Source organism: Polaromonas sp. P1_E11, from assembly GCF_056405995.1.
Genome location: NZ_JBFUBA010000007.1, coordinates 170,774 through 195,500, shown reverse-complemented (window position 1 = coordinate 195,500; position 24,727 = coordinate 170,774). Strand labels below are relative to the sequence as shown.

Annotated in this window: 26 protein-coding genes; 15 read left to right on the top strand and 11 right to left on the bottom strand. The window is 63.3% G+C overall.

Translation table 11 applies throughout. The features are described 5' to 3' along the window. Nucleotide 1: 1 nt before the first annotated feature. Genes AC1D11_RS20600 through AC1D11_RS20590 form a run of 3 tightly spaced genes read right to left on the bottom strand, consistent with a single transcriptional unit; the run spans nt 2 to nt 2,498 of the window. The gene (locus AC1D11_RS20600) at nt 2–748 is read right to left on the bottom strand and encodes an ABC transporter ATP-binding protein (protein ID WP_477646970.1); all 747 of its coding nucleotides are present in this window, start codon (nt 746–748) and stop codon (nt 2–4) included. Further along, nucleotides 745–1,488, bottom strand: a complete 744-nt coding sequence (locus AC1D11_RS20595) for an ABC transporter ATP-binding protein (protein WP_477651189.1) — start codon at nt 1,486–1,488, stop codon at nt 745–747. The genes AC1D11_RS20600 and AC1D11_RS20595 overlap by 4 nt, the downstream gene beginning before the upstream one ends. Next, complete coding sequence (locus AC1D11_RS20590; protein WP_477646968.1) at nt 1,485–2,498, bottom strand: branched-chain amino acid ABC transporter permease; 1,014 nt, start codon at nt 2,496–2,498, stop codon at nt 1,485–1,487. Before AC1D11_RS20590 ends, AC1D11_RS20595 begins: the two co-directional genes overlap by 4 nt. Before the next feature lie 191 nt (nt 2,499–2,689). On the opposite strand from AC1D11_RS20590, the gene AC1D11_RS20585 reads away from it, so the two are divergent. The 7 genes from AC1D11_RS20585 to AC1D11_RS20555 all read left to right on the top strand — a co-directional run bounded on the left by AC1D11_RS20585 (nt 2,690) and on the right by AC1D11_RS20555 (nt 10,558). Further along, nucleotides 2,690–3,583 carry a MurR/RpiR family transcriptional regulator gene (locus AC1D11_RS20585; RefSeq protein ID WP_477646967.1) on the top strand — a complete coding sequence of 298 codons (894 nt, stop codon included), beginning with the start codon at nt 2,690–2,692 and terminating at the stop codon, nt 3,581–3,583. After that, a complete protein-coding gene (locus AC1D11_RS20580; RefSeq protein WP_477646966.1) occupies nt 3,580–5,523 on the top strand; it encodes a bifunctional 5-dehydro-2-deoxygluconokinase/5-dehydro-2-deoxyphosphogluconate aldolase in 1,944 nt (647 codons plus the stop codon). Before AC1D11_RS20585 ends, AC1D11_RS20580 begins: the two co-directional genes overlap by 4 nt. A gap of 51 nt (nt 5,524–5,574) precedes the next feature. Then, nucleotides 5,575–6,477, top strand: a complete 903-nt coding sequence (locus AC1D11_RS20575) for an NAD(P)-dependent oxidoreductase (RefSeq protein WP_477646965.1) — start codon at nt 5,575–5,577, stop codon at nt 6,475–6,477. A gap of 40 nt (nt 6,478–6,517) precedes the next feature. Continuing rightward, complete coding sequence (locus AC1D11_RS20570; protein WP_477646964.1) at nt 6,518–7,870, top strand: ABC transporter substrate-binding protein; 1,353 nt, start codon at nt 6,518–6,520, stop codon at nt 7,868–7,870. Between the two features lie 26 nt (nt 7,871–7,896). After that, nucleotides 7,897–8,826, top strand: a complete 930-nt coding sequence (locus AC1D11_RS20565; RefSeq protein WP_477646963.1) for a branched-chain amino acid ABC transporter permease — start codon at nt 7,897–7,899, stop codon at nt 8,824–8,826. Between the two features lie 123 nt (nt 8,827–8,949). Beyond that, a complete protein-coding gene (locus AC1D11_RS20560) occupies nt 8,950–9,693 on the top strand; it encodes an SDR family NAD(P)-dependent oxidoreductase (RefSeq protein ID WP_477646962.1) in 744 nt (247 codons plus the stop codon). A gap of 52 nt (nt 9,694–9,745) precedes the next feature. Then, on the top strand, nt 9,746–10,558 hold the full coding sequence (locus tag AC1D11_RS20555) for an SDR family NAD(P)-dependent oxidoreductase (protein WP_477646961.1): 813 nt from the start codon (nt 9,746–9,748) through the stop codon (nt 10,556–10,558). Between the two features lie 3 nt (nt 10,559–10,561). Here the strand turns inward: AC1D11_RS20555 and AC1D11_RS20550 are convergent, their stop codons facing one another. Further along, nucleotides 10,562–11,752, bottom strand: a complete 1,191-nt coding sequence (locus tag AC1D11_RS20550) for a pyridoxal-phosphate-dependent aminotransferase family protein (protein WP_477646960.1) — start codon at nt 11,750–11,752, stop codon at nt 10,562–10,564. Nucleotides 11,753–11,761: 9 nt separating this feature from the next. Next, nucleotides 11,762–12,664, bottom strand: coding sequence for a DMT family transporter (locus AC1D11_RS20545; RefSeq protein WP_477646959.1), 903 nt, complete (start codon nt 12,662–12,664; stop codon nt 11,762–11,764). Nucleotides 12,665–12,751: 87 nt separating this feature from the next. Between AC1D11_RS20545 and AC1D11_RS20540 the strand changes: the two genes are divergently transcribed. The 4 genes from AC1D11_RS20540 (at nt 12,752) to AC1D11_RS20525 (ending at nt 17,029) form a co-directional block, all read left to right on the top strand. Continuing rightward, nucleotides 12,752–13,654, top strand: a complete 903-nt coding sequence (locus AC1D11_RS20540; protein WP_477646958.1) for a LysR substrate-binding domain-containing protein — start codon at nt 12,752–12,754, stop codon at nt 13,652–13,654. Nucleotides 13,655–13,734: 80 nt separating this feature from the next. After that, on the top strand, nt 13,735–14,742 hold the full coding sequence (locus tag AC1D11_RS20535) for a Bug family tripartite tricarboxylate transporter substrate binding protein (RefSeq protein ID WP_477646957.1): 1,008 nt from the start codon (nt 13,735–13,737) through the stop codon (nt 14,740–14,742). A gap of 208 nt (nt 14,743–14,950) precedes the next feature. Continuing rightward, nucleotides 14,951–16,033 (top strand): asparaginase, encoded by a 1,083-nt coding sequence (locus AC1D11_RS20530; RefSeq protein ID WP_477646956.1) that lies wholly within the window; start codon nt 14,951–14,953, stop codon nt 16,031–16,033. 63 nt (nt 16,034–16,096) lie between these two features. Then, nucleotides 16,097–17,029: a M14 family metallopeptidase gene (locus tag AC1D11_RS20525; protein WP_477646955.1), complete on the top strand. Its 933-nt coding sequence runs from the start codon at nt 16,097–16,099 to the stop codon at nt 17,027–17,029. A 23-nt stretch (nt 17,030–17,052) separates the two neighbouring features. Here AC1D11_RS20525 and AC1D11_RS20520 read toward each other — a convergent pair whose 3' ends face one another. Continuing rightward, nucleotides 17,053–17,571, bottom strand: a complete 519-nt coding sequence (locus AC1D11_RS20520) for a flavin reductase family protein (RefSeq protein ID WP_477646954.1) — start codon at nt 17,569–17,571, stop codon at nt 17,053–17,055. Between the two features lie 203 nt (nt 17,572–17,774). Between AC1D11_RS20520 and AC1D11_RS20515 the strand changes: the two genes are divergently transcribed. Next, nucleotides 17,775–18,542 carry a M14 family zinc carboxypeptidase gene (locus AC1D11_RS20515; RefSeq protein ID WP_477646953.1) on the top strand — a complete coding sequence of 256 codons (768 nt, stop codon included), beginning with the start codon at nt 17,775–17,777 and terminating at the stop codon, nt 18,540–18,542. A gap of 22 nt (nt 18,543–18,564) precedes the next feature. On the opposite strand, the gene AC1D11_RS20510 is transcribed toward AC1D11_RS20515, so the two are convergent. After that, a complete protein-coding gene (locus tag AC1D11_RS20510) occupies nt 18,565–18,861 on the bottom strand; it encodes a hypothetical protein (RefSeq protein ID WP_477646952.1) in 297 nt (98 codons plus the stop codon). 97 nt (nt 18,862–18,958) lie between these two features. Then, nucleotides 18,959–19,525 (bottom strand): flavodoxin family protein, encoded by a 567-nt coding sequence (locus AC1D11_RS20505; RefSeq protein ID WP_477646951.1) that lies wholly within the window; start codon nt 19,523–19,525, stop codon nt 18,959–18,961. Between the two features lie 88 nt (nt 19,526–19,613). Here AC1D11_RS20505 and AC1D11_RS20500 point away from each other — a divergent pair, with 88 nt between their 5' ends. After that, nucleotides 19,614–20,063 carry a VOC family protein gene (locus AC1D11_RS20500; RefSeq protein WP_477646950.1) on the top strand — a complete coding sequence of 150 codons (450 nt, stop codon included), beginning with the start codon at nt 19,614–19,616 and terminating at the stop codon, nt 20,061–20,063. Here the strand turns inward: AC1D11_RS20500 and AC1D11_RS20495 are convergent. Further along, nucleotides 20,032–20,667 (bottom strand): LysE family translocator, encoded by a 636-nt coding sequence (locus AC1D11_RS20495; RefSeq protein ID WP_477646949.1) that lies wholly within the window; start codon nt 20,665–20,667, stop codon nt 20,032–20,034. The two genes, AC1D11_RS20500 and AC1D11_RS20495, sit on opposite strands and share 32 nt — an antisense overlap. Before the next feature lie 17 nt (nt 20,668–20,684). Beyond that, nucleotides 20,685–21,206 carry a hypothetical protein gene (locus tag AC1D11_RS20490; protein WP_477646948.1) on the bottom strand — a complete coding sequence of 174 codons (522 nt, stop codon included), beginning with the start codon at nt 21,204–21,206 and terminating at the stop codon, nt 20,685–20,687. 99 nt (nt 21,207–21,305) lie between these two features. Between AC1D11_RS20490 and AC1D11_RS20485 the strand changes: the two genes are divergently transcribed. Next, nucleotides 21,306–22,256 carry a helix-turn-helix transcriptional regulator gene (locus AC1D11_RS20485; protein WP_477646947.1) on the top strand — a complete coding sequence of 317 codons (951 nt, stop codon included), beginning with the start codon at nt 21,306–21,308 and terminating at the stop codon, nt 22,254–22,256. A 15-nt stretch (nt 22,257–22,271) separates the two neighbouring features. Here the strand turns inward: AC1D11_RS20485 and AC1D11_RS20480 are convergent, their stop codons facing one another. Then, on the bottom strand, nt 22,272–23,624 hold the full coding sequence (locus AC1D11_RS20480) for a D-amino acid dehydrogenase (RefSeq protein WP_477646946.1): 1,353 nt from the start codon (nt 23,622–23,624) through the stop codon (nt 22,272–22,274). Nucleotides 23,625–23,731: 107 nt separating this feature from the next. Between AC1D11_RS20480 and AC1D11_RS20475 the strand changes: the two genes are divergently transcribed. Continuing rightward, complete coding sequence (locus AC1D11_RS20475) at nt 23,732–24,673, top strand: LysR family transcriptional regulator ArgP (protein ID WP_477646945.1); 942 nt, start codon at nt 23,732–23,734, stop codon at nt 24,671–24,673. Nucleotides 24,674–24,727: the final 54 nt, after the last annotated feature.

Here is a 24,727-nt window from a genome sequence, read left to right as displayed (position 1 = left end):
GTCAAACTCCCAAAAGCTGCCGGCTCAAGGCGGCATCGTTGCGCAATTCGGCCGCGGGGCCCTCGTGGACGATGACGCCCTGGTTCATCACATAGGCGCGGTCGGCCACCTGCAGCGCACTTTGCACGTTCTGCTCGACCACCAGCACCGCGATGCCTTCGGCCTTGAGCCGGCTGATGGTTTTCATCACGTCCTGTACCACCTTGGGTGCCAGGCCCTGGCTGGGTTCGTCGAACAGCACCAGGCCGGGTGAGCCCAGCAAGGCGCGTGAGATCGCCACCATCTGCATCTCGCCGCCCGAGAGGTTCTCGCATTCGCGGTGCATCAGGTATTCAAGCGCGCTGAAGATTTCAAAACATTCCTTCTCGTGCCAGGACCGGAAACGCGTGGCCTTGCGCGCGATGGCCAGGTTGCGCGCCACCGTCAGCGTCGGGAAGATGCGCCTGTCGTCGGGTACCCAGCCCATGCCGGCCTTGGCGATCTCGTGCGTGGGCATGCGTGTGATGTCGTGCGCGTCGAAGGCAATGGCGCCCTTGCGCGGTGGCGTCAGGCCCAGCACAGAGCGCAGCAGCGTCGTTTTGCCTGCACCATTGGGGCCCAGCAGCGCAACGACTTCGCCCGCGCCGACTTTCAGCGAGACGTCGAACAGCACCTGCGTTTCGCCGTAGAAGGTGTCTATGCGGTCCACCGCCAGCATGTCGGCCTGCGGTGAAACAGTTTTGATCATGGACTTCAGCACCGCGCTCATGCCAGCGCTCCCAGGTTGGAGCGGCGCACCCATTCGTTCTCACGCAACTGGTCAGGCGTGCCCTGGCTGATGACCTGGCCCCAATGGATGACCGAGATCTGGTCGGCGAGCTTGAAGAGAAAGTTCATGTCGTGTTCAATGATCACAATGGTGAGCTGGCGCTTGAGTTCTTTCACCAGCTCCATCAGGCGCGCCGTGCCTTCGGCGCCCAGGCCGGCGGTGGGCTCGTCAAGAAACAGCATGCGTGGTTCGGCAGCCAGCGCCACACCGATCTCCAGCGCACGGCGCTCACCGTATGAAAGGCTGCTGGCCAGCACGTGCTCCTTGCCCTTAAGGCCCACGCGCTCCAGCACGGCTGCTGCCAGTTGCTGCGCCGTACTGTCGGCGCCCAGATCACGACAGGGGTTGAAGCCCTGCCGGCGTACATGCGGCGTGGCCACCAGCACGTTGTCCAGCGCGGTGTAGCTGTCAAAGAGATTCATGATCTGGAAGGAGCGCGACACGCCCTTGCGCGCGATCTCGCGCGGCGACAGGCCTGTGATGTCTTCCCCCGCAAAAGTCACGCGGCCGCGGTCGGGCTTGTAGCGGCCTGTCAGCACATTGAAGCAGGTGGTTTTGCCCGCGCCATTGGGGCCCATGATGCCGTTGAGCTCGCCTTCGTTGAAGCTGAGCGTGATGTCTTGCAGCACCACCTGGGCGCCGAATCGTTTGGACAGGCCGCTGGCCTCGAAGAGCTTCACAGCGCACCTCCCGCGGGGGCGGGCTTGGCTGCCACCGGCCGCTTTGGTCTGGCCTTCCAGGCTTGCCATGCGCCGGCAATGCCTTCGGGCTTGAACAGCACCATGGCCATGAAGACGAGGCCATACCAAAGCAGCCATGTCTCGGTGTAGGCGCCCAGCAGGTCGCGCGCCAGGATAAAGAAGGTGGCGCCAATGACCGGTCCCCAGAAGCTCACGAGGCCGCCGCCAATCAGCACCATCATCACGACGAAGCCCGAGTTGTGCAGGCTCATGACATTCGGGTAGGCCGATTGCTGCGCCATGGCAAACAGTGCGCCGGCCAGGCCCGCGACGGCGGTCGACAGCGTGAACGCCAGCCACTTGTAGAGCCAGACGTTGTAGCCCACGAAGGCGGCGCGCGTTTCGTTCTGCTTGATGGCGCTGAAGATGCGGCCCAGCGGCGAATGGATCAGCCGCCACAGTGCCAAAAGAACCAAGGCAAACAGCACCAGGGAAAAGAAGAAGAGCGCGTTGTTACCTGAGAGGTTGAAAGACGCAAAACCGAAATCGGCCGGCAGGCGCTTGATGTTCAGCAGTCCATCTTCACCGCCTGTGACGGTATGCCATTTGTTGGCGATAAACCAGAAAACCTGGCCGAATGCGATGGTGAGCAGCGCGTAATAAATACCGCGCCGGTGCGAGATGAACAGCGCCACCAGCGCGCCCAACGCCGCCGTGACCAGTACCGCGCCGGCCAGGTCAAACCACAGGTTGGGCCAGACTTTCAGTTGCAGCAACCCGAAAGCGTAGGCGCCCGTGCCAAAGAATGCGCCGTGACCGAAGGAGGGCAGTCCGGTGAAACCCAGGAGCAGGTTGTAGCCCATCGCAAACAACACCCAGATCATGATTTCCAGGGCCAGGTACTGGTAGAGCCCGACACGGCCCACCCATAGCGGGGTGGACAGTAGCACCAACAGGGTGATGAGCATGGGTAAAGGAATGAGCGGCGCGCGACCGGAAGCGAGTTGCATGGGGACCTTGTCTCTTCGATTGTTCTGGGTGAAGGAATAAAGCGCTGGAAATCAATGCCGAAAGAAAAGTTGAAGAAGGGCTGGACAGAACAGAATGTACGTTCTATTATTTAAATACGCAAGAACATTTATTCTAAATTGACGCGATGCAGCCACCGGCTCATCGCCTTCCCCGAGGCGGCAAACGACATATGGACTCTGCAACGACTTACGAAGAACTCAAGGCGCTGATTGGCCGGGCTTATCCGGACATGTCCAAGCAGCTGCAGCGCATCGCGCGCTTCGCCCTTGAGCAACCCAACGACCTGGCACTGGGCACCGTGGCGACGGTGGCCGAAGCGACCGAGGTGCAGCCTTCGGCCATGATCCGCTTTGCCAATGCGTTGGGCTTTGGCGGTTTTTCCGAAATGCAGCAGGTGTTTCGCGGCCACCTGCTGGAGCGTTCCGACAGCTATCGCGAACGCATTGACCAGATGCGCCGCAAGCAGCTCAACGGCGAGCGCGCGCCGGCCGGTGTGTTGCACCAGCTGGTGAGCGAGTCGGTGGCCGAGCTTGGCCATCTGGAAGAAAGCATCGCCCAGGCTGACCTGAAGGCCGCTGTCAAACTCATGGCGTCGGCACCGCGCATCCATGTGCTGGCCCAGCGCCGCGCCTTTCCGGTGGCGGGCTACCTGGCTTATGCGCTGAGCCAGTTAGAACTGCGTACCCATTTGCTCGATGGCACGGGCGGCATGCTGCGCGAAAGCCTGCGCTCCATCGCGCCCGGCGACGTGCTGATCGCCGCGAGCTTTCGCAACTATTCGCCTGAAGTCATCGCGGCTGCTTCTGAGGCCGCCAAGCTGGGCGCGGTGGTGATCGCCATCACCGACGGCCCGCTCTCGCCGCTCAAGGCGCATGCCAGGGTTTGCCTGGAACTGGCTGACGATTCGTCGAAACCCTTCCGCTCGCTGGTCGCGCCGCTGTGCCTGGCGCAGGCGCTGGTGGTCAGCACGGGTCATCAGCTGGCCGAGCAGGGCGCAGCGAAGGCTAAAACCAAAGGCGGCGGCAAAGCTGCGGCGAAACCCGCGCGCAAGGGGGCCGTATGAGCCGCCCGCTGGACCTGATCTGCGTGGGCCGCGCCGCCGTGGATTTGTACGGTGAGCAAATCGGCGGTCGTCTTGAAGACGTGCAGAGCTTCACCAAGTATCTGGGCGGCTCGCCGGCCAACGCCGCGGTGGGCGTCGCGCGTCTGGGCCTGAAGCCCGCGATGCTGACCCGTGTGGGTGACGAACACAACGGCCGCTTTGTCCGCGAAACCCTGGCGGCCGAGGGCGTGGACGTGAGCCATGTCGCCACCGACGCCAGGCGACTGACAGCGCTGGTATTCCTGGGGATTCAGGACCGCGACACCTTTCCGCTGGTGTTCTACCGCGACAACTGCGCCGACATGGCGATCAGCCCGGACGACTTTGACGCGGCCTTCATCGCTTCGGCCAAGGCGCTGCTGATTTCGGGCACGCACCTGTCACAGCCGCAAACGTATGAAAGCTGCCTCCGGGCGATGACGATGGCAAAAGCCGCAGGCACTCGCGTGGTGCTCGACATCGATTACCGCCCCGTGCTGTGGGGCCTGACCAGCCCGGGTATGGGCGAGCAACGCTTTGTACCTTCCGGTGAAGTCAGCGCGCATTTGCAAACCGTCGTCGGCCACTGCGACCTCATAGTGGGTACCGAAGAAGAAGTTCATATCGCCGGCGGCAGCACCGACACGCTCGCTGCGCTACGCCGCTTGCGCGACCTGACGGCCGCAACGCTGGTCGTCAAGCGCGGGCCCATGGGTTGTGTCGTGTTCGACGGCGCGATTCCCGACTCGCTGGAAAAGGGATTGCAAGGCCCCGGTTTTCCGGTGGACGTATACAACGTGCTCGGCGCCGGCGACGCTTTCATGTCGGGTTTCCTGCGCGGCTGGATTCCGGGCGAACCGCTCGCGCGTTGCTGTGCTTATGCAAATGCCTGTGGCGCACTCGTGGTGTCACGTCACGGGTGTGCCCCTGCCATGGCCAGCTGGGAAGAACTGCAGTTCTTTCTGGTGCATGGCTCGCCTACCCGGCGCCTGCGCGAAGACGCGCAACTTGAACGCCTGCACCGCGTCAGCACGCGTACGCGCCGCTGGGAGGAGCTGGTCATCCTCGCGTTCGACCACCGCATGCAGCTGGAAGATATCGCAGCGCGCCATGGAGCGGGGAACGAACGCATTCCCCTCTTCAAATCCCTGATCGCTGAAGGTGCGCGGCTCGGAGCGGGTGCGCGCGGTGGCGTGGGCGTGATCGTGGACGGCCGCTTTGGCGAAGAGGTGCTTCCCACGGTGACCGGCAAGGGCTGGTGGGTCGCAAGGCCGGTTGAACTGCCGGGCTCGCGCCCGCTGCAGTTCGAGGCCGGTGCAGGCTTGGGCGCCGCCATGCGGACCTGGCCCGGCGAGCACGTCGCCAAGTGCCTGGTGTATTACCACCCGCAGGACACGCCGGCCCTGCGCGAAAGCCAACTCGCCAGACTGGCCGACCTGCAGCGCGCCAGCGTGGACAGCTTTCACGAATTTCTCATCGAAGTCATTCCGCCCAAAGACATGCCGACGGATGACGACACCGTACCGCTGGCGCTGGAGCAGATTTACCAGGCCGGCATTTTCCCCGACTGGTGGAAGCTGCCGCCCGCCGCCAACACGGCTGCCTGGCAAAAGATCGCTGCGGTCATTCACCAGCATGACCCGCATTGCCGTGGCGTGCTGATGCTGGGCCTGGAAGCCAGCGAGGAAAAACTCGACCAGAGCTTTCGCATCGCAGCGCCGCACGCCATCTGCCGCGGCTTTGCCGTGGGGCGTTCGATCTTTGGCGATGCTGCGAACGGCTGGTTCTCCGGCGCCATGGACGATGCGGCAGTGGTCAAGGACATTGCCGAGCGTTATGCGCGGCTGATCACGCTGTGGGACCAGGCCAGAACGGGCCAAGGGACCGCTGTTTCAGCAGGCGCCGCTGAAGTCGTGAACTGAGCCGCCAAACACAACACACAAAACACAACGAGAAAGAAGACGGAGACAAACATGACACCAAAAATCGGATTTATCGGCATCGGCATGATGGGCCACGGCATGGCCAAGAACCTGCTGGCCAAAGGCTTCGGCCTGACTTTCAAGATCAACCGCAACCGCGACAACCTGGCCGACCTGATCGCCGCCGGAGCCAGGGAGGCCAAGACCAACGCCGAGTGCGCGCAGGCCAGCGACATCGTCTTCATCTGCGTCACGGGCTCGCCTCAGGTCGAAGACATCGTTTACGGCAAGGATGGCCTGCTGGACAGCGGCCGCAAAGGCCTGATCGTGGTTGACACCTCCACGGCCGAGCCTGCCTCCAGCACCCGTATCCGCAACGACCTTGCGGCCAAAGGCATCAAGCTGGTCGATGCGCCACTGGCTCGCACGCCCAAGGAAGCCGAGGAAGGCCGGCTCAACACCATGGTGGGTGCGGAGCCCGAAGACTTCGCAACGCTGGAGCCCGTGCTCAAGGCTTTTTGCGAAAACATCTTCCATGTCGGCCCGCCCGGCCATGGCCACGTGCTCAAACTGGTCAACAACATGATGGCCATGAGCTTTGCGGCCTCGATTGCCGAAGCCTTCGCGGTCGCGGCCAAAAGCGGCCTGGACCTGAATCGCCTGTACGACGTGATCTCGGTCGGCGGCGTGAACTGCGGCATCTTCCAGATGATGGCGACGAAAACGCTCAAGGAGGGCGACGTCACCGGCTTCAAGTTCGGCATCGCCAATGCGCAAAAAGATTTGCGCTACTACACCCACCTGGCCGAGATGCTGCCCGTCACCAGCTTCATGGGTGAAGCCACGCACCAAAGCCTGATCCAGGCCAGCAATGCCGGTTACGGCGACAAGCTGATCGCCTCCCTTTTCGAAGCACAGGAAAAACTCAACGACGTCAAGATCGTTCCCCGTTAAGCCAACCCGTTTGACCCATTTACACGCAGGAGACAAAACCATGAGCGACATCAAGAACAACCACGCAACACCTGAATCCCAATCCGACAGCAAGGCCACCTCGCGCCGCGCGCTGCTCAAGCACTCAAGCCTGGCGCTGGTGGGCGCGGGTCTGTACGGCGCGGCGCCCTTCATGGGGCCGTGGAAGCACAACCACGCCTGGGCGCAGACCGGCCAGAAGAAACCGCTGACCATTGGCCTGACCATGGACGCTTCGGGCCTGTACGCCGCCTCGGGCGCCGAAGAGCGCCTGGGCGCCATGATGGCCATCAAGGAATTCAACGACAAGGGCGGTGTGCTGGGCCGACGCATTGAGGCCATTCATATCGACACGGAAACGACGCCGGCCACCGGCTCGCGCGTGGCCGAACGCATGATCACGCGCAATGAGGCTTCCTTCCTGATCGGTGCAGTGCACTCAGGCGTCTCCAATGCCATCTCGCAGGTTGCGCAGAAATACGGCACGGTATTTTTTAACACCAACTCCAGCAGCCCGACCGAGGCCGGCAAGGACTGCCACCGCACCAAGTTCGTCTGGGACGGCAACGGCACCAACTTTTCCAACGCGATCGTCAAGAACGCCATCAAGGCCAGCGGCAAGAACTGGGTGCTGCTGACCAACGACTATGTGTGGGGCCACACCACCTCCAAGGCGACACGCGCGATCGTGGAAGCCAACGGCGGGCGCATCGTTGAGGAGCTGCTGGTGCCGCAAAACACCCGCGACTTCTCGTCCTACCTGCTCAAGCTGCAACAGCTCAAGCCCAATGTGGTGGCCACGGCGGTGGGCGGTGACGACATCAAGGCGCTGCGCCAGCAAGTTGTGCAGCTCAAGATGAACCAGTCCATGGCGTGGATCAACAACCAGCAGGACTGGCCCGATGTCTACGGTCTGGGCCCCGAGGCCATCTTCGGCGTCTTTGGCACCACCTGGTACTGGCGCCTGGGCCTGCCCGGCGTGAAAGAATTCGTTGCGGCCTACCAGAAGCAGTTCCCGGGCATGGCGATTCGCGTGCCGGGCAATGTGTATCACAACGGTTATATGGCCACGCGCGAACTGCTGCGTTGTGTGGAAGAGGCCGGCACCACCAACAACATTGCCGTGATCAAAAAGCTCGAAGGCCGCAAGATGAGCGCGGCCGACCGCCTGCAGCACTACGACGCGTGGATGGATCCCGTCACCCACCAGTGCCAGCAGACGATTTACATGGCGACCTACAACGACCAGCCCGCCGAGAAAGACGACATCTTCAAGATCCTCACACAGGCCGATCCCAAGGATGTGGCGGACAAGGATGCAGCCGGCGCCTGCAAGCTCGAGAGCTACGACGCGACCCCCAGCTACGAAGTCTGACCGGCCCTCAATCTTCAAAGACCGACATGGATTTTCTGCTCCAGCTTATTCCGCACCTCGTCAACGGCATCTCGCTGGGCCTGTTGTTCGCACTCATCGCGTTGGGCTTCATGCTCATCGTGGGGGTGATGGAAACCATCAACCTGGCACACGGCTCGCTGTTTGCGCTGGGCATGTACTTCGCGCTTTTCCTGATCGCACCGCAACTGGGCATGTTCCCGAACCTGCAGGCCTGGTACATGAGTTTGCCGCTGGGAACGCGTTACCTGGTGGCACTCATTCTTGCGCCCATCCTGGTGGGTATTTTCGGCATGCTGCTGGAGCTGTGCATGCGGCGCACTTATGGCCGTGACCCGCTCTATGGCCTGCTGCTGACCTTCGGTGCGGCGCTGGTCATTGAGGAAACCATACGCCTGGTGTGGGGCTCCTCGGAAAAGCAGTTGATGCTGCCCGAGGTCATCTCCGGCGCCTTCCTGATGGGCGACCTGGTTTATTCAAAGTATCGCTTCTTCGCCAGCGGATTCGCCATCCTCATGATTGTGCTGCTGTGGGTGTTTTTGCAGAAAACACCGTACGGCGCCATCATCAAGGCCGGCGCGCATGACAGCGAAATGGTGCGCGCGCTGGGCATCAACCTGTCGCGCCTGCGCCTGTTTGTGTTTGGTCTGGGCGTGGCGTTGGCCGCCATCGCCGGCGTGGTCATGGCGCCGATCTGGGGTATTCGCCCGCATGTGGGCGTAGACGCAGTGGTGCCGGCATTCCTGATCATTGTGCTGGGCGGCGTCGGTTCGCTCTGGGGTGCAGTGATCGCCGGGCTGATGGTCGGCATGGTCGTCGGGCTCACGGGTTCGTATGCGTCCGAATGGTCGTTGATGTCCATGTACCTCTTGTTCATTGCCGTGGTGACGTTTCGTTCGCGCGGCCTCTTCGGCAAGAAAAGCGTCCTGGATCAGTGAGACCCCCTGTCTCGTCTCACTTCGTGTAGCCGGAACTCCCCAAGGGGCAACACCAGCGGCCCGGCGAAGCCGGTTCCGCGGTGTTCTGGTACAGAAAGTTCTTTAATGTATGAAGGTTAATTGATGAAACCGCTTCAAGACAAAGTCGCGTTGGTCACCGGAGCGGCCGGCACCATGGGCCTGGCCGTCGTCAAGGCCTTGCTCGAAGACGGCTGCAAGGTCGCGATGGTCGATGTGAGCCAGGAGCGCAACCGCGCGCTGGCCGATGAGCTGGGTTCGCGCGCCTTGTCGTTCTCATTTGACATCAGCGATGCGGCTGCCGTGAGCGACGGCCATGCGCTCATCGTCAAGGCCTTCGGGCCTGTCGACATCCTGGTCAACAACGCGGGCATCCTGTCCAACAACAAGATTGAGGCCACCGAAGCCGGCGAGTGGCGGCGCGTGATGGGCGCCAACCTCGACGGCGCTTTTTACCTTGCGCAGCAGGTGGTGCCGGCGATGAAGGCGCGGCGCTTCGGCCGCATCATCAACACCAGTTCCCTGGCGGCCAAGACCGGTGGCCTGACGGCGGGCACGGCCTATTCGGTGTCCAAGGGCGCGATGAGTTCGCTGACCTTTTCACTGGCGCGCGAGCTTGCACCCTTTGGCGTCACGGCCAATGCCGTTGCGCCCGCTTACGTGAAAACCCCCATGATCACCGAACAGCTCAATGAAGAGCAACGCCAGAAGCTTCTCAAGGACATCCCGGTCGGGCGCTTCTGCGAACCTGAGGAGTTCGCTCACGTGGTGCGCTTCCTCGCGTCGCCGTTATCGGGATTCATCACGGGCGAGATCATCGACCTTAACGGTGGCTTGCTGATGGACTGAGGGAAAGCCCTTTCGCCGCTGTTCCCGCTTTACGCCCACAATTTCGCCATCCATGAGCAGCATCACACCCTCTGTTGATTTCAACACCGCACTGACGGGCCTGTTCGACCTGCGCGGTAAAACCGCTTATGTGCCCGGCGGCTACGGCGGCATAGGCGAGGCGATTGCCTGGGGCCTGGCCATGGCCGGGGCGCGCGTCGCGGTGTCGGGCCGCGATGAGGCCAAGGCGCAGGCCGTGGCCTCGGCCTTGCAGAGGGCAGGACACGAGGCCATGGGTCTGGCCATGGACGCGCATTCGGTGCCGCAGATGCAGGCTTCCGTCGACGCGGTGGCCGCGCGGTGGGGCGGCCTCGACATCCTGGTGAACTGCGTGGGCATGCAACGCGAGCAGCCCTTGCTCGAGGTCACCGAAGAAGCCTTTGACGAGGTGCTGCAGGTTAACCTCAAAGCCGCGATGTTCCTGGCACAGGCGACGGCCAAACACCAGATTGCAGGCGGCAAGGGCGGCGCGCAGGTGCACCTGCTCTCGGTGCGCGCGCAGCTCGGTTTGCGCGGCCGTGGTTATTCAGCCTACAGCAGCAGCAAGGGCGGTCTGGTCATGCTGATACGCCAGCATGCGAGTGAACTGGCGCCGTACGGCATCACTGTCAACGGCATCGCACCTACGGTGGTGCAGACCGAGATGGCGCGCCACTGGCTCGAAAATCCTGAGACGCGCAAGCAGGTGCTGGAACGCATTCCGCTGGGTCGCGTGGCCGACCCGCAGGACGTGGCGGGTGCGGCCGTGTTTTTTTCGGCGCCCGCTTCCCGCTTTGTGACCGGGCAGGTGCTTTACCTCGACGGCGGTATCACTGCCTCGCAGTAGGTATTAGCGTTTACCTGCCAAGGCTGCAACGGCGTGCTGCACGCCGCCGCTGCCGATGGGAATGCCCTGCACCTGCATGGCCGCTTCCAGGCCGGCCAGGCAACCCAGGATCATGGCAGGGTTCATGTCACCCAGGTGGCCGATGCGAAAGGTTCTTCCCGCCAGCGGGCCCAAGCCGCCTGCAATCGCCACCTGAAACCGTTCGCGCGCAACGGTGCGCAAGGCTTCGGGATCAATGCCCGCAGTGACAGACACCGTCGTGACGGAGACCGAGCGCGCCGCAGGTTCGCGCACAAAAAGGCCCAGAGCACCGCCTTCACTCCAGGCATCGACAGCGGCGTGCACCGCACTGGCGATCAGCTGGTGGCGGACGATGACCTCTTCGACGCCCTCATGAAAAATCAGCCCCAGCGCGGCCTCCAGGCCGAAGAGCAGGCTTTGCGGCGGCGTACCGCAGAACTTGCGGTAGCTCAGCGGGCTTTGCCGCCGCGCCCAGTCCCAGTAAAAGCGCGGCGAGGGATTGGCAGCGGCTAACTTCATAGCTGCGGCATCCGCAGCCACAAAGGCCAGACCGGGGGGCACCATCAAGCCTTTTTGCGAGGCGCCCAGTACGACGTTGGCGCCCAGCTCATCCATGGCAAAGGGCGCCGCGCCCAGCGACGCGACCACATCTACCACCAGTAGCGCGGGGTGGGCCGTGGCTTGCAGCACCCGCCGGACCTTGCCCGGGTCACTGGTCATGCCGCTCGCAGTGTCGGTATGAACCACAAACACCGCCACGATGGCATGCGCAGTGTCGGCTCGCAGCGCGGCTTCTATGGCCGGCACGTCAATCGGGTAACCCTCGCGCCAAGGCGTGCGGATGACTGCTGCGCCCATGGCCTCGGCCTGCACGGCCCAGGATTCGGAGAAATGCCCGGTGCCGGCGATCAGCACCTGCTGCCCGGGCGCGAGCAGGTTGGCGATCACAGCCTCCCAGGCGCCGTGGCCGTTGCACGCATACATGAAGACGTCGCCCGCGGTTTGCAGCAGCGCCTTGAGCCCGGTCTCGCAGGCCTGGATCACATGGTCAAGCCGCGGGTCAGCCAGGTCCATGGGCTGCCTTCGCATCGCATCCATCACCTCGTCGGGCACCCGCGTGGGCCCGGGTGAGTGGAGGAATCGATGGCCGGGGATGCGTGGGTGGGACGTCATGTCGAAAAATTATGCGCCTGATGGCTTGCGGTTGACCAGCACGATGCCGGCCGCCACGGTGGCCAGCGCCACCAGCAGGCCGGTGGTGACGCTTTCCTTGAGCCACAACGCGCCGAACAGCAGCGCGAACAGCGGCGTGAAAAACACAAACACCGAGATTTTGGTGGCCGGGTAGCGCCCCAGCATCCACATCCAGGCCAGGTAGCTGGCGAATGCGCCTATGACGGTCTGCAGCAGCAGGGAAGTAATGGCAAACGGGCTGAAATGCCACGACCATTGCTCGCCCAGGTAGAGCGACAGGGCCGGAAACACTGCGGCGCTGACGGCCAATTGGTAGAACAGGAGTTTTTCAGCGGAGATGCTGACCAGTTTGGTGGCACGTATCACCACCGTGGTCAGGCCCCACAGCATGCCGGCGGCCAGTGCCAGCAAGTCGCCTCGCGCGGTCGAGGCATGGTCGCCCGTGAAACCTTCCCGCAGCGCGAACACCACGGCGGCAAACGCGCACAGCAAGCCCAGCCATTGCACGCCGCGCAGGCGTTCGGACTTGACCCACAGCGGTACCAGCAGAGCGACCCAGAAAGGCGAGGTGTACAGAAACACCGTGAGGCGGGAGGCGCTGGTGTATTGCAAGCCTACATAAATGCAGGCGAACTCTGCGCCGAACAGCGCGCCCGCCAGCAGGCCGGCCTTTAGCGAACCGTCGCGTCGAAATAGCGGGATCTTGCGCCACAGGCACCAGAGCCAGAGCAATGCCGTGGCGCCAACCAGCCGCAGCGAGGCCTGGAACATCGGCGGTATTTCGCTGATCGTGGCCTTGATCAGCACCTGTTGCAGGCCCCAGAACAGACAGCATCCCAGCAAGAGGGACATGGCGAGGAGATCGAGATTGGCTTTGCGGACTGTCGTCATGCCTTGATGGTAGCCCGACCCCTGGCAGCTCGCTGGCCGGGGTAACAAGGAATACCATTGCATTAAATCCCTGGACAAGGTGCTGCCGTGGACCATAAATGGCTGGAAGACTTCATCGCGCTGGCACGTGAGCGCAGCTTTTCGCGTGCGGCGGAGCTTCGCCATGTGACGCAGCCGCAATTTTCGCGCCGTATCCGCGCTCTGGAGCTGTGGGTGGGCGCCGACCTGATCAATCGCGCGGTGATGCCACTGGCCCTGACGGCCGCCGGTGAAGAGCTGCTGCCGGTGGCGCGCCGCGCGGCGGCAAGCCTTAACGATGCGCGCTCCCGCATCCGCCATGCGCGAGGCGGGCTGGACTGGGTCACGTTGGCAACAGGCCGCACGCTTTCACGCAGCGCCGTGCCTGACTGGCTCGCGCGCGCCAAGCGCGGGGCCGGGGAGTTTCGCTTGCGCATTCTCACAGGCTCCATCCATGAAGGCGCCACGGCCCTGGAGCAGGGGGCTGCTGATTTCTTGCTGTCGTTCACGCATCCGCGGCTGCCGCTGTTGCTGGACGAACAGACGTTCGAAGGACTCGCGCTGGGCACCGACGAACTTGTGGCCGTCAGCGCACCGCGCGCAGATGGCCAGCCGCAGCATGCCCTGCCCGGTACGGCCCGCAAGCCGGTACCGGTGCTGGGCTATGCGCCTACGCTCGCGCTCGGCCAGATCCTTCAGGACGGGCTTAGCCGCAATGCGCGCGAGCTGCATCTGCATACCGTGACCGAGTCTGACTTTGCCGAGTCGCTGCATGAGCAGGCCTTGCAGGGCGTGGGCCTGGCTTGGCTGCCGCGCGGACTGGTCGAAGGCGACCTGCGCAATGGTCGGCTGGTAGAGGCGGACGGCAAGGGCGTGACGGTCCGGTTTGAGATCCGCCTGTACCGGCCGCGCAGCCCGCGCAATGAATTGGTGCAGCGCATCTGGTCTGCCAGCACGCCGGCTGATTCCTGAGGTCGCATGCGCCCATGCGTGATGCGCATGCGCCGCGCGGGGGCGGCTCCTAGACTGGCGCCATCAACAAGGAGCCCGCCATGCCAGGAATGTTTACCCTCAACCGCCGCGCTGTGAGCCGCACACTTTGCCTTGCTGCCGCAGGGCTGCTGGGTTTGCCGGCTGCCTGGGGCCAGGCCTGGCCTGCCGGCAAGCCCATTTCGCTGGTGGTGGGCTACCCCGCCGGCGGAAGCGTGGACCTGGTGGCGCGCATCATCGCCGAGCCGCTGTCCAAGCGCCTGGGCACGCCGGTCGTTATTGAAAACGTGGGCGGCGCCGGCGGCACCATAGGCGCGCAGAAGGTCGTCAACGCGAATCCGGACGGCTATACCCTGCTGCTGGGCTCGGGCAGCGAGGTTTCGATTGCCAAGCTCTATAACGGCGCCATCAAATACAACGGCGAAACGGATCTGAGCCCGGTGGCGCTGATAGGGGTTACGCCCATGGTCTTTGTGACCAATACCAAGACCGGCGTCAAAACCATGGAGGAAGCGATTGCCAAGTCCAAACGCGAACGCAACCAGCTGAGCTTTGCCTCTTCGGGCATAGGCACGCCGCTGCATGTGTCGGGCGAGCTGATCAACCTGATGGCTGGTACCACCTTCCGCCATGTGCCCTATCGCGGCGCAGGTCAGCAACTGCAGGACTTGCTGGGCGGCAATATCGAGTTCAGTGTTTCGGTGCTTTCCTCCGCACTGCCCCACATCGAATCCGGCAAGATGATTCCGCTGGGCGTCACCACACCCACACGTTCGCGGGCTGCACCGCAAATCCCTGCACTCGGCGAGAACCCCAAGCTCAAGGGTTACGACATGAACGTCTGGTTCGGCCTCTTCGGGCCCGCCAAGCTGCCGGCGCCCATGGTGGCGCGCCTGAACAAGGAGCTCAACGAAATCCTGCGCGAAGAAGCAGTCTGGCAAAAGCTCCAGAAGGCCGGCATCTCCAATGACGGCGGCACACCACAGGCGCTCACGGCCTTTATCCGGGCTGAAACCCAGCGCGTGCGCAACGTGGTCAACAAGGCGGTGGCGACCGGCGCTACTTCGTAAGCGGGAATTCACCAAAGCCCAGGGGGTGCCGTTGAAGCTGCAGCCGTGGGGGCCGGGCCGGGGCAACGGCGGCAGGCCCACAGAAGACCCTGGCTCGCCCCTGATCTGTATTCATTAGTCGCGAAGCGTGCTGGCTAGGCCACTCCGGAGCACTGGCGGGGCTCTGCACGCCGAGCAATATTTTTAGCCCGACACGGAGGGAATTGTCATGCACTTATCTGTCATATCAATGTTGCGCGGACTCGCCTGCGGTCTGCTATTGCCGCTTGCTGTTTCGGCTTCGGCGCTGGCCCAGGAAGTGAAGAAACCTAACGTAGTGCTCATCGCTACCGGCGGCACGATTGCCGGCGTCGGCGCATCGAGCACCAATATCGGCGCCTATCAGGCCGCTGTGGTTGCTGTCGACAAGATCATGGCCGCCGTGCCGGAAATCCAGACCATTGCCAACGTCAAGGGCGAGCAGATCTTTCAGGTCGGCTCACACAACCTCACCAACGACCGCCTGCTCCAACTGGCCCGGCGGGTGTCTGAACTCCTCCGGTCGGACGAGGTCGATGGCATCGTGATCACTCACGGCACCGATACCCTGGAAGAGACCTCGTACTTTCTCAACCTCACCGTTAAAAACAACAAGCCGGTCGTGATGCTCGGGTCCATGCGGCCCGGCACGGCGCTCAGCGCGGACGGGCCGCTTAACCTCTACAACGCAGTGGCGGTCGCCGGGAGTAAAGAAGCGATGGGGAAAGGGACTTTGGTGGTCATGAATGACGAGATTCACAGCGCTCGCGATATCACTAAAACCAATGCCACCCGGGTTGACACTTTTAAATCTCCCTACGGTCCGCTCGGTCTCGTGGTCGAAGGCCAGGCCAGGTTCTACCGTGCGCCGATTCGCCCTCATACAGTGCAGAGCGAGTTCGACATTGACAAGATTCAGACGCTGCCACAGGTAGACATTGCTTATGGCTATCAGAACATGAACCGTGCGGCATACGACGCGCTGGTCGCATCCGGGGCCAAGGGCATCATTCATGCGGGTGTCGGCGCGGGAAGCGTTCCTGAGTACATAGCTGGCCCGCTTAACGAGATTCGCGCCAAGGGGGTGTTTGTTGTTCGGGCAACCCGTACCGGCAGCGGTGTGGTGATTCGCAACAACTCGGTGAAGGATGACGCGAATGACTGGCTTGTGGTTGACGACCAGAATCCCCAGAAAGCCCGAATTCTTCTGGCCTTGGCCTTGACGAAGACAAGGGACACCAAAGAGCTGCAGAAAATCTTCTGGCGGTACTGAAACGTGAAGCGATCAGGAAGCGATCAGGCCAGGTCTGGCGAGCTCACCCCAAAACCCCACGCAGTGCAGCTTCAGCCGCCCGGGTTGTCATTCTGGGCGGCGTCCTCCACAGGGGTGGCGCATGTGCAGGAGCGCACTTCAACCGAAGCCGGCCCGGAGGTGCTGGTGGCGGCGCTGGTGCATGGCAACGAATATTCGGGCGCCTGGGCGCTGGATGCGTTTCTTCTCAGCGGGTTGCAGCCGCGGCGCGGGCGCATCACTGCCGTGTTCTGCAACACCGAGGCCTTCATGCGGTTTGACGCCCGCAAGCCCGACGCCTCCCGCTTTGTGGACGAGGATTTCAACCGTGTGTGGTCCGCTGAGCTGCTGGACGGCCCCCGGCGCAGTACCGAGCTGCTGCGCGCGCGCGAAATCCGGCCGTTTGTGGAGCGCGCCACCCACCTGCTGGACCTGCATTCCATGCATGAGCCCGGTGGCGCTTTGCTGGTGACGGGCATGCTGCCGCGCAATATTGCTTTTGCGCAAAGCCTGGGTACCACAGGCCAGGTGGTTGTCGATGCCGGCCACGCCGATGGTGTCCGTATGCGGGACTACGGGCCGTTTGGTGACGAAAACGGCGACCGCATTGCCCTGCTGCTGGAAGCCGGCCAGCACTGGGAGCTGGCGTCGCTGCAGGCGGCGCGCAACGTGCTCATGCGGTTTCTGGTGGGCTCCGGGGTGATCGACCGCGGCGACGTGCCGCCAGGCTGGTTGCTGCCCGATGCGCCGCCGCCGCCGCCCGTGACGGTGACACACCGCGTGGTTGCGCGGTCAATGGACTTTGCGTTTGTGCAGGACTTTTGCGGCGGCGAAACCATACGCCACGCCGGCACGCCGATTGCGCATGATGCGGGCGAGCCGGTGGTGACGCCCTACGACGACTGTGTGCTGGTCATGCCGTCGGTGCGGCAGTTGCGGCCCGGTGTGACGACCGTGCGGCTGGGCCGGCTGGGCTGAACATGGCCCAGCGCACGAGCGGTTTACAGCGGATGCTCGGTATAAAACTTGCCGCCGTGAAACAACAACGGCGCTGCGCCCGCGCGGTGGGCGCAGCGCTCCACTTCGCCCACGAAGATCACGTGGTCGCCTTCTTCATACCTGCTGCGATTGAAGCACTCGAAAGTGGCGGCTGCGCCTGTCAGCAGCGGTGCGCCCCCGACGCCCTCCGTGAACGGCACGCCTTTCCAGCGGTCTTCGCGCCGGCTGGCAAAGCGCTCGGCCAGCTCTTTCTGGTCAGCCGCGAGGATGTTGATGGCGTAGTGTGATCCGGTGCTGAGCGCGGCCATCGAACCCGCCGCCTGCGCCAGGCTCCAGAGCACCAGCGGCGGCTGCAGCGATACCGAGTTGAAGGAGTTGGCGGTCAGCCCGACCAAGGCACCTTCCGGCGTGCGTGCAGTGACGATGGTGACCCCGGTGGCAAACATGGCCAGCGAAGCCCGGAACTCCCGCTGGGAGAAGCTGGGGCTGCTCGCTTTGCGGGGAATGGCGGGGGTCAGCATAGAAGGGTAATTTAACTGAAGCGGCACAGGCGTACCTGCGGCAGGGTTTAGGCGGCATCTTGCGAGGGGCTGGCGGCCCGGCAGTTAAACTGGGTGCCATGCCCATTTCCCGTTCTGCCGCCTGTTTTTTTGCTATCTATTTGATAGCTGCTGGCGCTCGTGCAGATTCACCTTGCGCCGATTACTCTTCCAAACTCCCGAATGTGAAGCGTGAGCTGTGTGAGGCGGCGCAACTGCAGCCTTCGGGGACGCGCTCGGTTAACGGTCGCGTACTCTGGGTGCGCGACATCAAGCCAGAATCCCCCAGCTTGCGTGTGCTGGTCGTCGGTGCGATTCACGGCGACGAACTGTCCTCCGGGGCCGTGGCGTTGCACTGGATCAGGCTGGCTTCCCAGCCGCCGCTGGACTCTCCGCAGGCGATCCACTGGAGGTTCGTTCCTGTGCTCAATCCGGATGGTGTGCTCTCCAGCCCGCCGCGCCGCGCCAACGCGCGCGGTGTGGATTTGAACCGCAATTTCCCCACCCCGAACTGGGAGCGGGACGCGAAGGTGTATTGGGAAAAGCGCACAGGGAAAGACCCGCGGCGCTGGCCCGGCCCCAAGCCGCTGTCCGAGCCCGAGTCCCGGTTTTTGCACGAGCAGATGCAGAGCTTCAAACCCAACCTGATTGTCAGCATTCATGCGCCTTATGGCGTGCTCGACTTTGACGGCCCCTCCGTGCCGCCCTCCAGGCTGGGGCGCCTGTACCTTGATCAGGTAGGCATCTTCCCGGGCTCACTGGGCAACTATGGCGGTGTGCACAAGGGCGTGCCCGTGGTTACCATCGAATTGCCCAATTCGACACGCACGCCGCTGGACGCAGAGATGCGTCAGATGTGGCTCGATTTATTGCGCTGGATGAGCGAGAAAGTGGCCGTTCCAGCACATCTGCCGGCCGGCGGGGCGGTGCCCGCCGCGCATCCGGTGCCGTAAGCGGCTTCCACCCTCGCGGCACCTAGAGCTTTTTGTAGGCCCGATCAAGCTCAACACCCTTGGTGGTGTCGGTGAGGCCTCTTTTGACGTCCTTGCCGGCTTGTTCAATTGCGGCATCGGGCTTGGCATGGGTCATGTCCACCGCCTGGTCACGTTCGTGCGGCAATTCCAGGCTGGCCTCAACGGCGCCGTCCCTCAGGGTGTCCTGCTTGCCGGGACGTGAGCGTTGTGCGCGAGGATCTTTGGCTGGCATGCCTTTGCCGGCAGGGAGGTCGGTGGGCGTACCCGTGTCGGGGTTGCCGTGTTGGGATGAGTTCATGTATTGACTGTGCAGCAGCACCCCTTGTGGGGCTGTCAGCCCGGCAAACCATGCCCTGTAGGAAAAGGCCACCTGTCCCGTCGGGGCAGCGCAATCCTCAGGGTGTGAGAAAACCAGCCGCCTGCGCCAATGCCGCCGTGTCGGCCTTGACAGCGTCGGGCGGCCCGCCTTTGCCCCACAGCTCGCCGCCGTAATTCATGGCCATGAATTGCGCGCAAAGCCTGATCGAGTCCACCATGGGCTGCGCCTTGCTGCGGTCGCCGCTGGTGGTGATCAGCCACAAGGTTTTTTTCGCCATCTCGTCCTTGAAGGGCAGGCCGGGCACGCGCATCCAGGCGCTCCAGTGGTCGAGGTAAATCTTCAGCGGCGCCGGAATGCTGTACCAATACACCGGGGCTACAAACACAATGTCGGTGGCGTCCATCGTGGCGTCCAGCAGCATCCTCATGTCGCCTTCCGGCATGGCGTACTGGCCCGTGGTGTGGCGCTGGTCCACAAACAGCGGCATCCGCATGCGGGACAGGTGATGCCATGCCTGAGACGTGCCGGCCGGCAGCGCGGCGGCGGCTTGCTGTGCCAACCATTCGGTGTTGCCCAATGCGCCGGGCTCGCGTGTGGAGGTGGCGAGGAAAAGAAATCGGGGGTTCGGATTCATGGCGGCCATGGTACTGGCTGCTGCAGTCCTTTGCTTGTACAGGGTCTGGGTGCGGCGTGCCAAAATAAAGCGCAGCCTCACTGGAGCCTTCCTCGCCATGATCCATATCCGCGACATCGACCACATCGTCCTTCGGGTCACAGATCTGCAGGGCATGCTGCGCTTTTACCAGCAGGTGCTGGGCTGCAGCCTGGAGCGCCGGCAGGACGAAATCGGCCTGGTGCAGTTGCGCGCCGGGCGTTCGCTGGTGGACCTGGTGCCGGTGGATGGCACGCTCGGCCGGGCCGGCGGCGCGGCGCCGGGCAAGGAGGGCCGCAACGTCGACCATGTCTGCTTTCGTGTCGAGCCTTTCGACGCGCAGGCTATTCACCGCCACCTGGCGGCCCACGGCGTTGAGGCAGGCAAGGTGGAGTCGCGCTATGGCGCCGAGGGCGAAGGGCCTTCGATTTACCTCAACGACCCCGAAGGCAACACCGTGGAACTCAAGGGCCCGGCATGGCCCGAGGGCGCCAACCCTAAAACTGCCGCCAGCCCTGCCATGCCGTGAAGCATGCGCCGGCGATCAGCACGGCACCCACGGCGCGCGCCATGGCAACACTGGCGCCCGGCCGCACCGCCAGCCATCGCCGGGTACCCGCAGCAGCCAGCGCCAGCGAACCGTATACACCGCTCTGGGTAATGGCGATGATCAATCCAAGCGCCACAGCCTGAACCCAGAGCGAGCCGTATTCCAGCCGCAAAAACTGCGGAAAGATGGCCAGCATGAAAAGGTAGGCTTTCGGGTTGAGCAGGCAGGTGAGCGCGGCTTGCCGGAACGTGCGCCACGGGGACGGCGGCTCGATGTCGGGCAAGGCGCCGAAAACAGACGTGCTGCGCATCAGTGACCACCCGATCCAGGCAATATACAGGCTGCCCGCCACCAGCATGACATTGACCATGCCCGGAACCAGCTGCAGCAGGATGCCCAGCCCCAGCGCACCTGCCACGACGTGGCAAACACCGCCCGCCACAATGCCCGCGACGGCGAAGAGGCCGGCCCTGCGCCCGCCGGTCAATGAGCTGGCCATGACGAACGCCATGTCCATGCCGGGCAGGATGATGATGCCCAGCACCATGAGAAAAAACAGCCAGAGGTGTGCGAAGTGGTCCATCAATGAGCCTGTTTTTTCTAGCGGTGCACCGCGTGGTAAGCGGGGCGTGACAGGCTCATCACCCAATTGGTTTCCCAGTGGCGGCCGCCGTCTTCCAAAAAGGCCTGTTCCCAGCGGGCGTGGGTAGGTGTGATGCCGGACCAGGTGAAGCGAACCCGCACCGGGCGTCCTTCATGGCTGTCGTTTCCCTCAAACCGGCCTATGCCGCCGGCAAACGAACCGGTCACCGGCGGCTGCAGCAAGCCGTTGTTCTGGCTGACCCAGTAAATGCTCCACAACCGCGTCTGCGGATTGAAAAACCGCAGAGCCATGCCGATGGTTTCCTTGCTTTCGGTGACGAGGTCGTTCATGTTGCCGAGCCCGCCAAGCAGCAGCGCGCCGTCCTGCACGGCTTCGAAACTTTCCCAGTCGGTGCAGCCCTCGAGTCGCCTGCGCAGACGCTTGTTGCTGACCAGCCAGCGCCCGGTGATGAAATTGAAATCGTGGCGCCCGTCGGCGAGCTCGGCAAGCTCCGGTGTGTGAGTCAGGGTGGTCGTCATGGCTTGAAGTGCTTGTGGCACCGCAGTGGATATGTGAAAACCAGTTTAAAAAGGTAATAGGGCTGTTTCGGCCCTAATTAAGCGTTAGACTTTTTCACCATGTATTCCCCCACTACACGCGTGCTCACCGTCCTGGAGCTGCTGCAGTCCCATGGCCGGCTGAGCGGTGCCGAGCTGGCACGGCGGCTGCAGGTGGATGGGCGCACCCTGCGCCGCTACATCGCCAAGCTGGAAGACCTGGGCATTCCGGTGGTGGCCGAGCGTGGCCGCTACGGGTGCTACAGCCTGATCGCCGGCTTCAAGCTGCCGCCGATGATGTTTACCGACGACGAAGCGCTGGCCCTGTCGCTGGGCCTGCTTGCCGCGCGCGGCCTGGGGCTGGCTGAGGCAGCGCCTGCTGCGGAAAGCGCGCAGGCCAAGCTGGAGCGCGTGATGCCGTACCAGCTGAAAAACCGCGTCCGTGCGCTCGGTGAAACAGTGACGCTGGACATGCGCCATGCGGTGGCCCCCGGCGACAATACGGCGTTGCTGGCCTTGAGCACCGCAGCGCACGGCTGGCAGCGTGTGCACATGGCGTACCGTTCAGCCGACGACGATGTCACCGAGCGAGACTTTGACGCCTACGGCCTGGCATTTCGCCGCGGCCGATGGTACGTGGTGGGCTGGTGCCACCTGCGCGGGGCGCTGCGCTCGTTCCGCCTGGACCGTGTGCAGGAAGTCCGGCCGCTCAATGTGGTGTTCACGCCGCCGGCAGATTTCAATGCCGCACAGCATCTCGTCCTGGGGCTGGCCACCATGCCGCGCACAAACACCGTGCGCCTGTTGCTGCACACCGACCTGCAGACGGCGCAAATGGAGCTGCCGGACAGCATCGGGGTGTTCCAGCCCAGTGACGAAGGCGTGTTGCTGCACAGCCAGACCGACCATATCCCGTGGTTCGCCCGGCAGCTTTCGCGGCTGCCATTTGCTTTCGAAATCCAGGAGCCACCTGCGCTGCGCGTCGCGCTGCGCGACCACGCACAACGCACGCTGGACCAGCATGCGGCCTGAACAGGCTCGCGTGGATCAGGCGGTTTCAGGTTCCAGGTGGCCGCGCGCGCGGGCCAGCCCGTAAAAACCGAAATCCATGGCCGGGACCTCCCCGCAGATCAGCTCGGCCATGGCCTTGCCCGACCCGGCGCCGTGCGTCCAGCCCAGTGTGCCGTGCCCGGCGTTCACCCACAGGCGGCCGACTTTGGTCTTGCCGATATAGGGGATGTTGGTGGGTGTGGCGGGACGCAGGCCGGTCCAGAAATTCGGCGTGCCGCCCTGCGCTTCAAGGCGGGTGTCGCACACACCCGGCAGCACTTCTTCGATGCGGTCGGCCAGCATTTTGCAGCGCGCCCTGGCCAGCGGGGTGTCCAGCGAAAGGTCGTAGCCGCCGACTTCGATGGTGCCGGCCACGCGCAAGTGATCGCCGAGGCGGCTCATGGCGCATTTCACCTCGTCGTCAATGGTGCTGACGAAGGGCGCAAGTTCCGGCTTGAGCAGCTTGAAGGTGGCGCTGTAGCCTTTGCCCGGATATATCGGCAGATCAACGCCCACCGTGCGCAACAGCGGCGCAGTGTATGAGCCGCATGCCACCACGATTTCGTCGGCCTTGAGGTTCATGACGGGACTCCCGCTGCTGCCCGGCGCGGCGCGAGCCCGGACGGCGACTGACTGAACCGCCCCCCCGGACTCTTCCAGTCCCTCGATGTCGTGCCCGTAGAGAAAGCGCACGCCCCCGTCGGCGCAGCGCTGTGCCAGCGCCTGGGTAAAGACACGCGCGTCGCCGCTTTCGTCGCTGGCGGTATAGGTACCTCCCACGATGCGGTGCGCAAATGACTTGAAGGCTGGTTCTATGCCCAGCAGTTCGGCCGTGCTCACGACACGGCGCGCCACGCCGTACTTCTGCATCAATGCGGCCGCTTCACCGGCAGTGTCGAACGATTTCTGGTCGGTGTAGTAGTGTGCGATACCGCGTTCCAGCCGGTTGTATTCGATGCCGGTAGCCCTGACGACTTCCTTGAGGGCGGTATGACTGTAAGCGCCAAGTGCAACGAGTTGCTGCACATTGCGCTCAAACGCGGCGTCATTGCATTGCGACAGAAACTGCAGGCCCCAGCGCCATTGCTGCCAGCCGTCGCCGAAGGGCAGCTGCGGGCGGAACAGCAGGGGAGCGTCGTTGCGAAACATCCATTTCAGGGCCTTCAGGGGAGCGTCCTTGTTGGCCCAGGGCTCGCAATAGCTTACTGAAATCTGTGCGGCATTGCCAAAACTGGTTTCCAGGGCGGCTCCGGGCTGCCTGTCCACCACGGTCACCTCATGGCCGCGCTCAAGCAGGTGCCAGGCGGTGCTGACGCCGATGATTCCCGCTCCCAAAACCACTACTTTCATACAAGCCCCTTTACAGCATTCAAGTGTGAAGGATGTTGCTTTCAATTAATAGAAAAATTAAACTATCAGTGAAAACATCAGAACAACTAATACAAAGGAGGCTCTGCATGAGCACTTTTGATCCGGATGCGCTGGAATGCCTGGCAGCCATCGTGGAAGAGGGCGGCTTTGAGCGGGCGGCCCAGCGCCTGTCGATCACGCAGTCGGCGGTGTCGCAGCGCCTGCGTGCACTGGAGGCCCAGGTCGGCACCGTGCTGATCGTGCGCAGCAGGCCGCTCAAGCCCACTTCGGCCGGGCAGCTGCTGCTGAAACACACCAAAATGCTGCGCCTGCTGCGTGCCGACCTTGAGCGCGACCTGAAAGAGCTGGCGCCCAGTTCGCTGGGCGGTGCGCGTGAGGAAGAGCGCATTTCCATCGCCATCAATGCCGACAGCATTGCCACCTGGGCCTTGCCGGCGCTGACCGACCTGGCGCAGCAGGGCCTGCCCATGGAGATCATCCATGACGACCAGAACTTCACCCATGAGTGGCTGCGTGAAGGCCAGGTGCTGGGCTGTGTCACCACGCTCAAGCAGGCACTGCGCGGCTGCAAGGTGGAACCGCTGGGCGCGATGCAGTACATCGCGGTGGCTACACCAGGCTTTGCGCAAAAACGGCTTGGCCTGGGCGAGGGCCCTGGCGGCAAGAACGCGCCCGCCCTGACGCAATACAACTTTCGCGATGTGCCATTTATCGCGTTCAACCGCAAGGATGAACTGCCGGTCGATTTCGTCAGCAAAGCTTTCGGGCTCAAGCGCGTTACCCTTAACCAGCTGTTTGTGCCGTCATCAGAAGGCATGGTCCGGGCCGTGCTGGCGGGCTGGGGCGTCAGCGTGGTGCCGCGCCTGCTGGCGCAGGGCCTGATAGACACAGGCCAGCTTGTCAATGTGGCATCCAGCTATACCCTGCCCATCCAGCTTTACTGGCATTGCTGGAACCTGGAGTCCGAAGTGCTGGACGCGCTCACCGCCGCACTCAAGCAGTCTGCAGCGCAGTCGCTGGTGCCCTGACACACGAAAGCAGCAAGCAGCGGCCAGCAGCCGTACGGTGTCGCTGTTTCACTC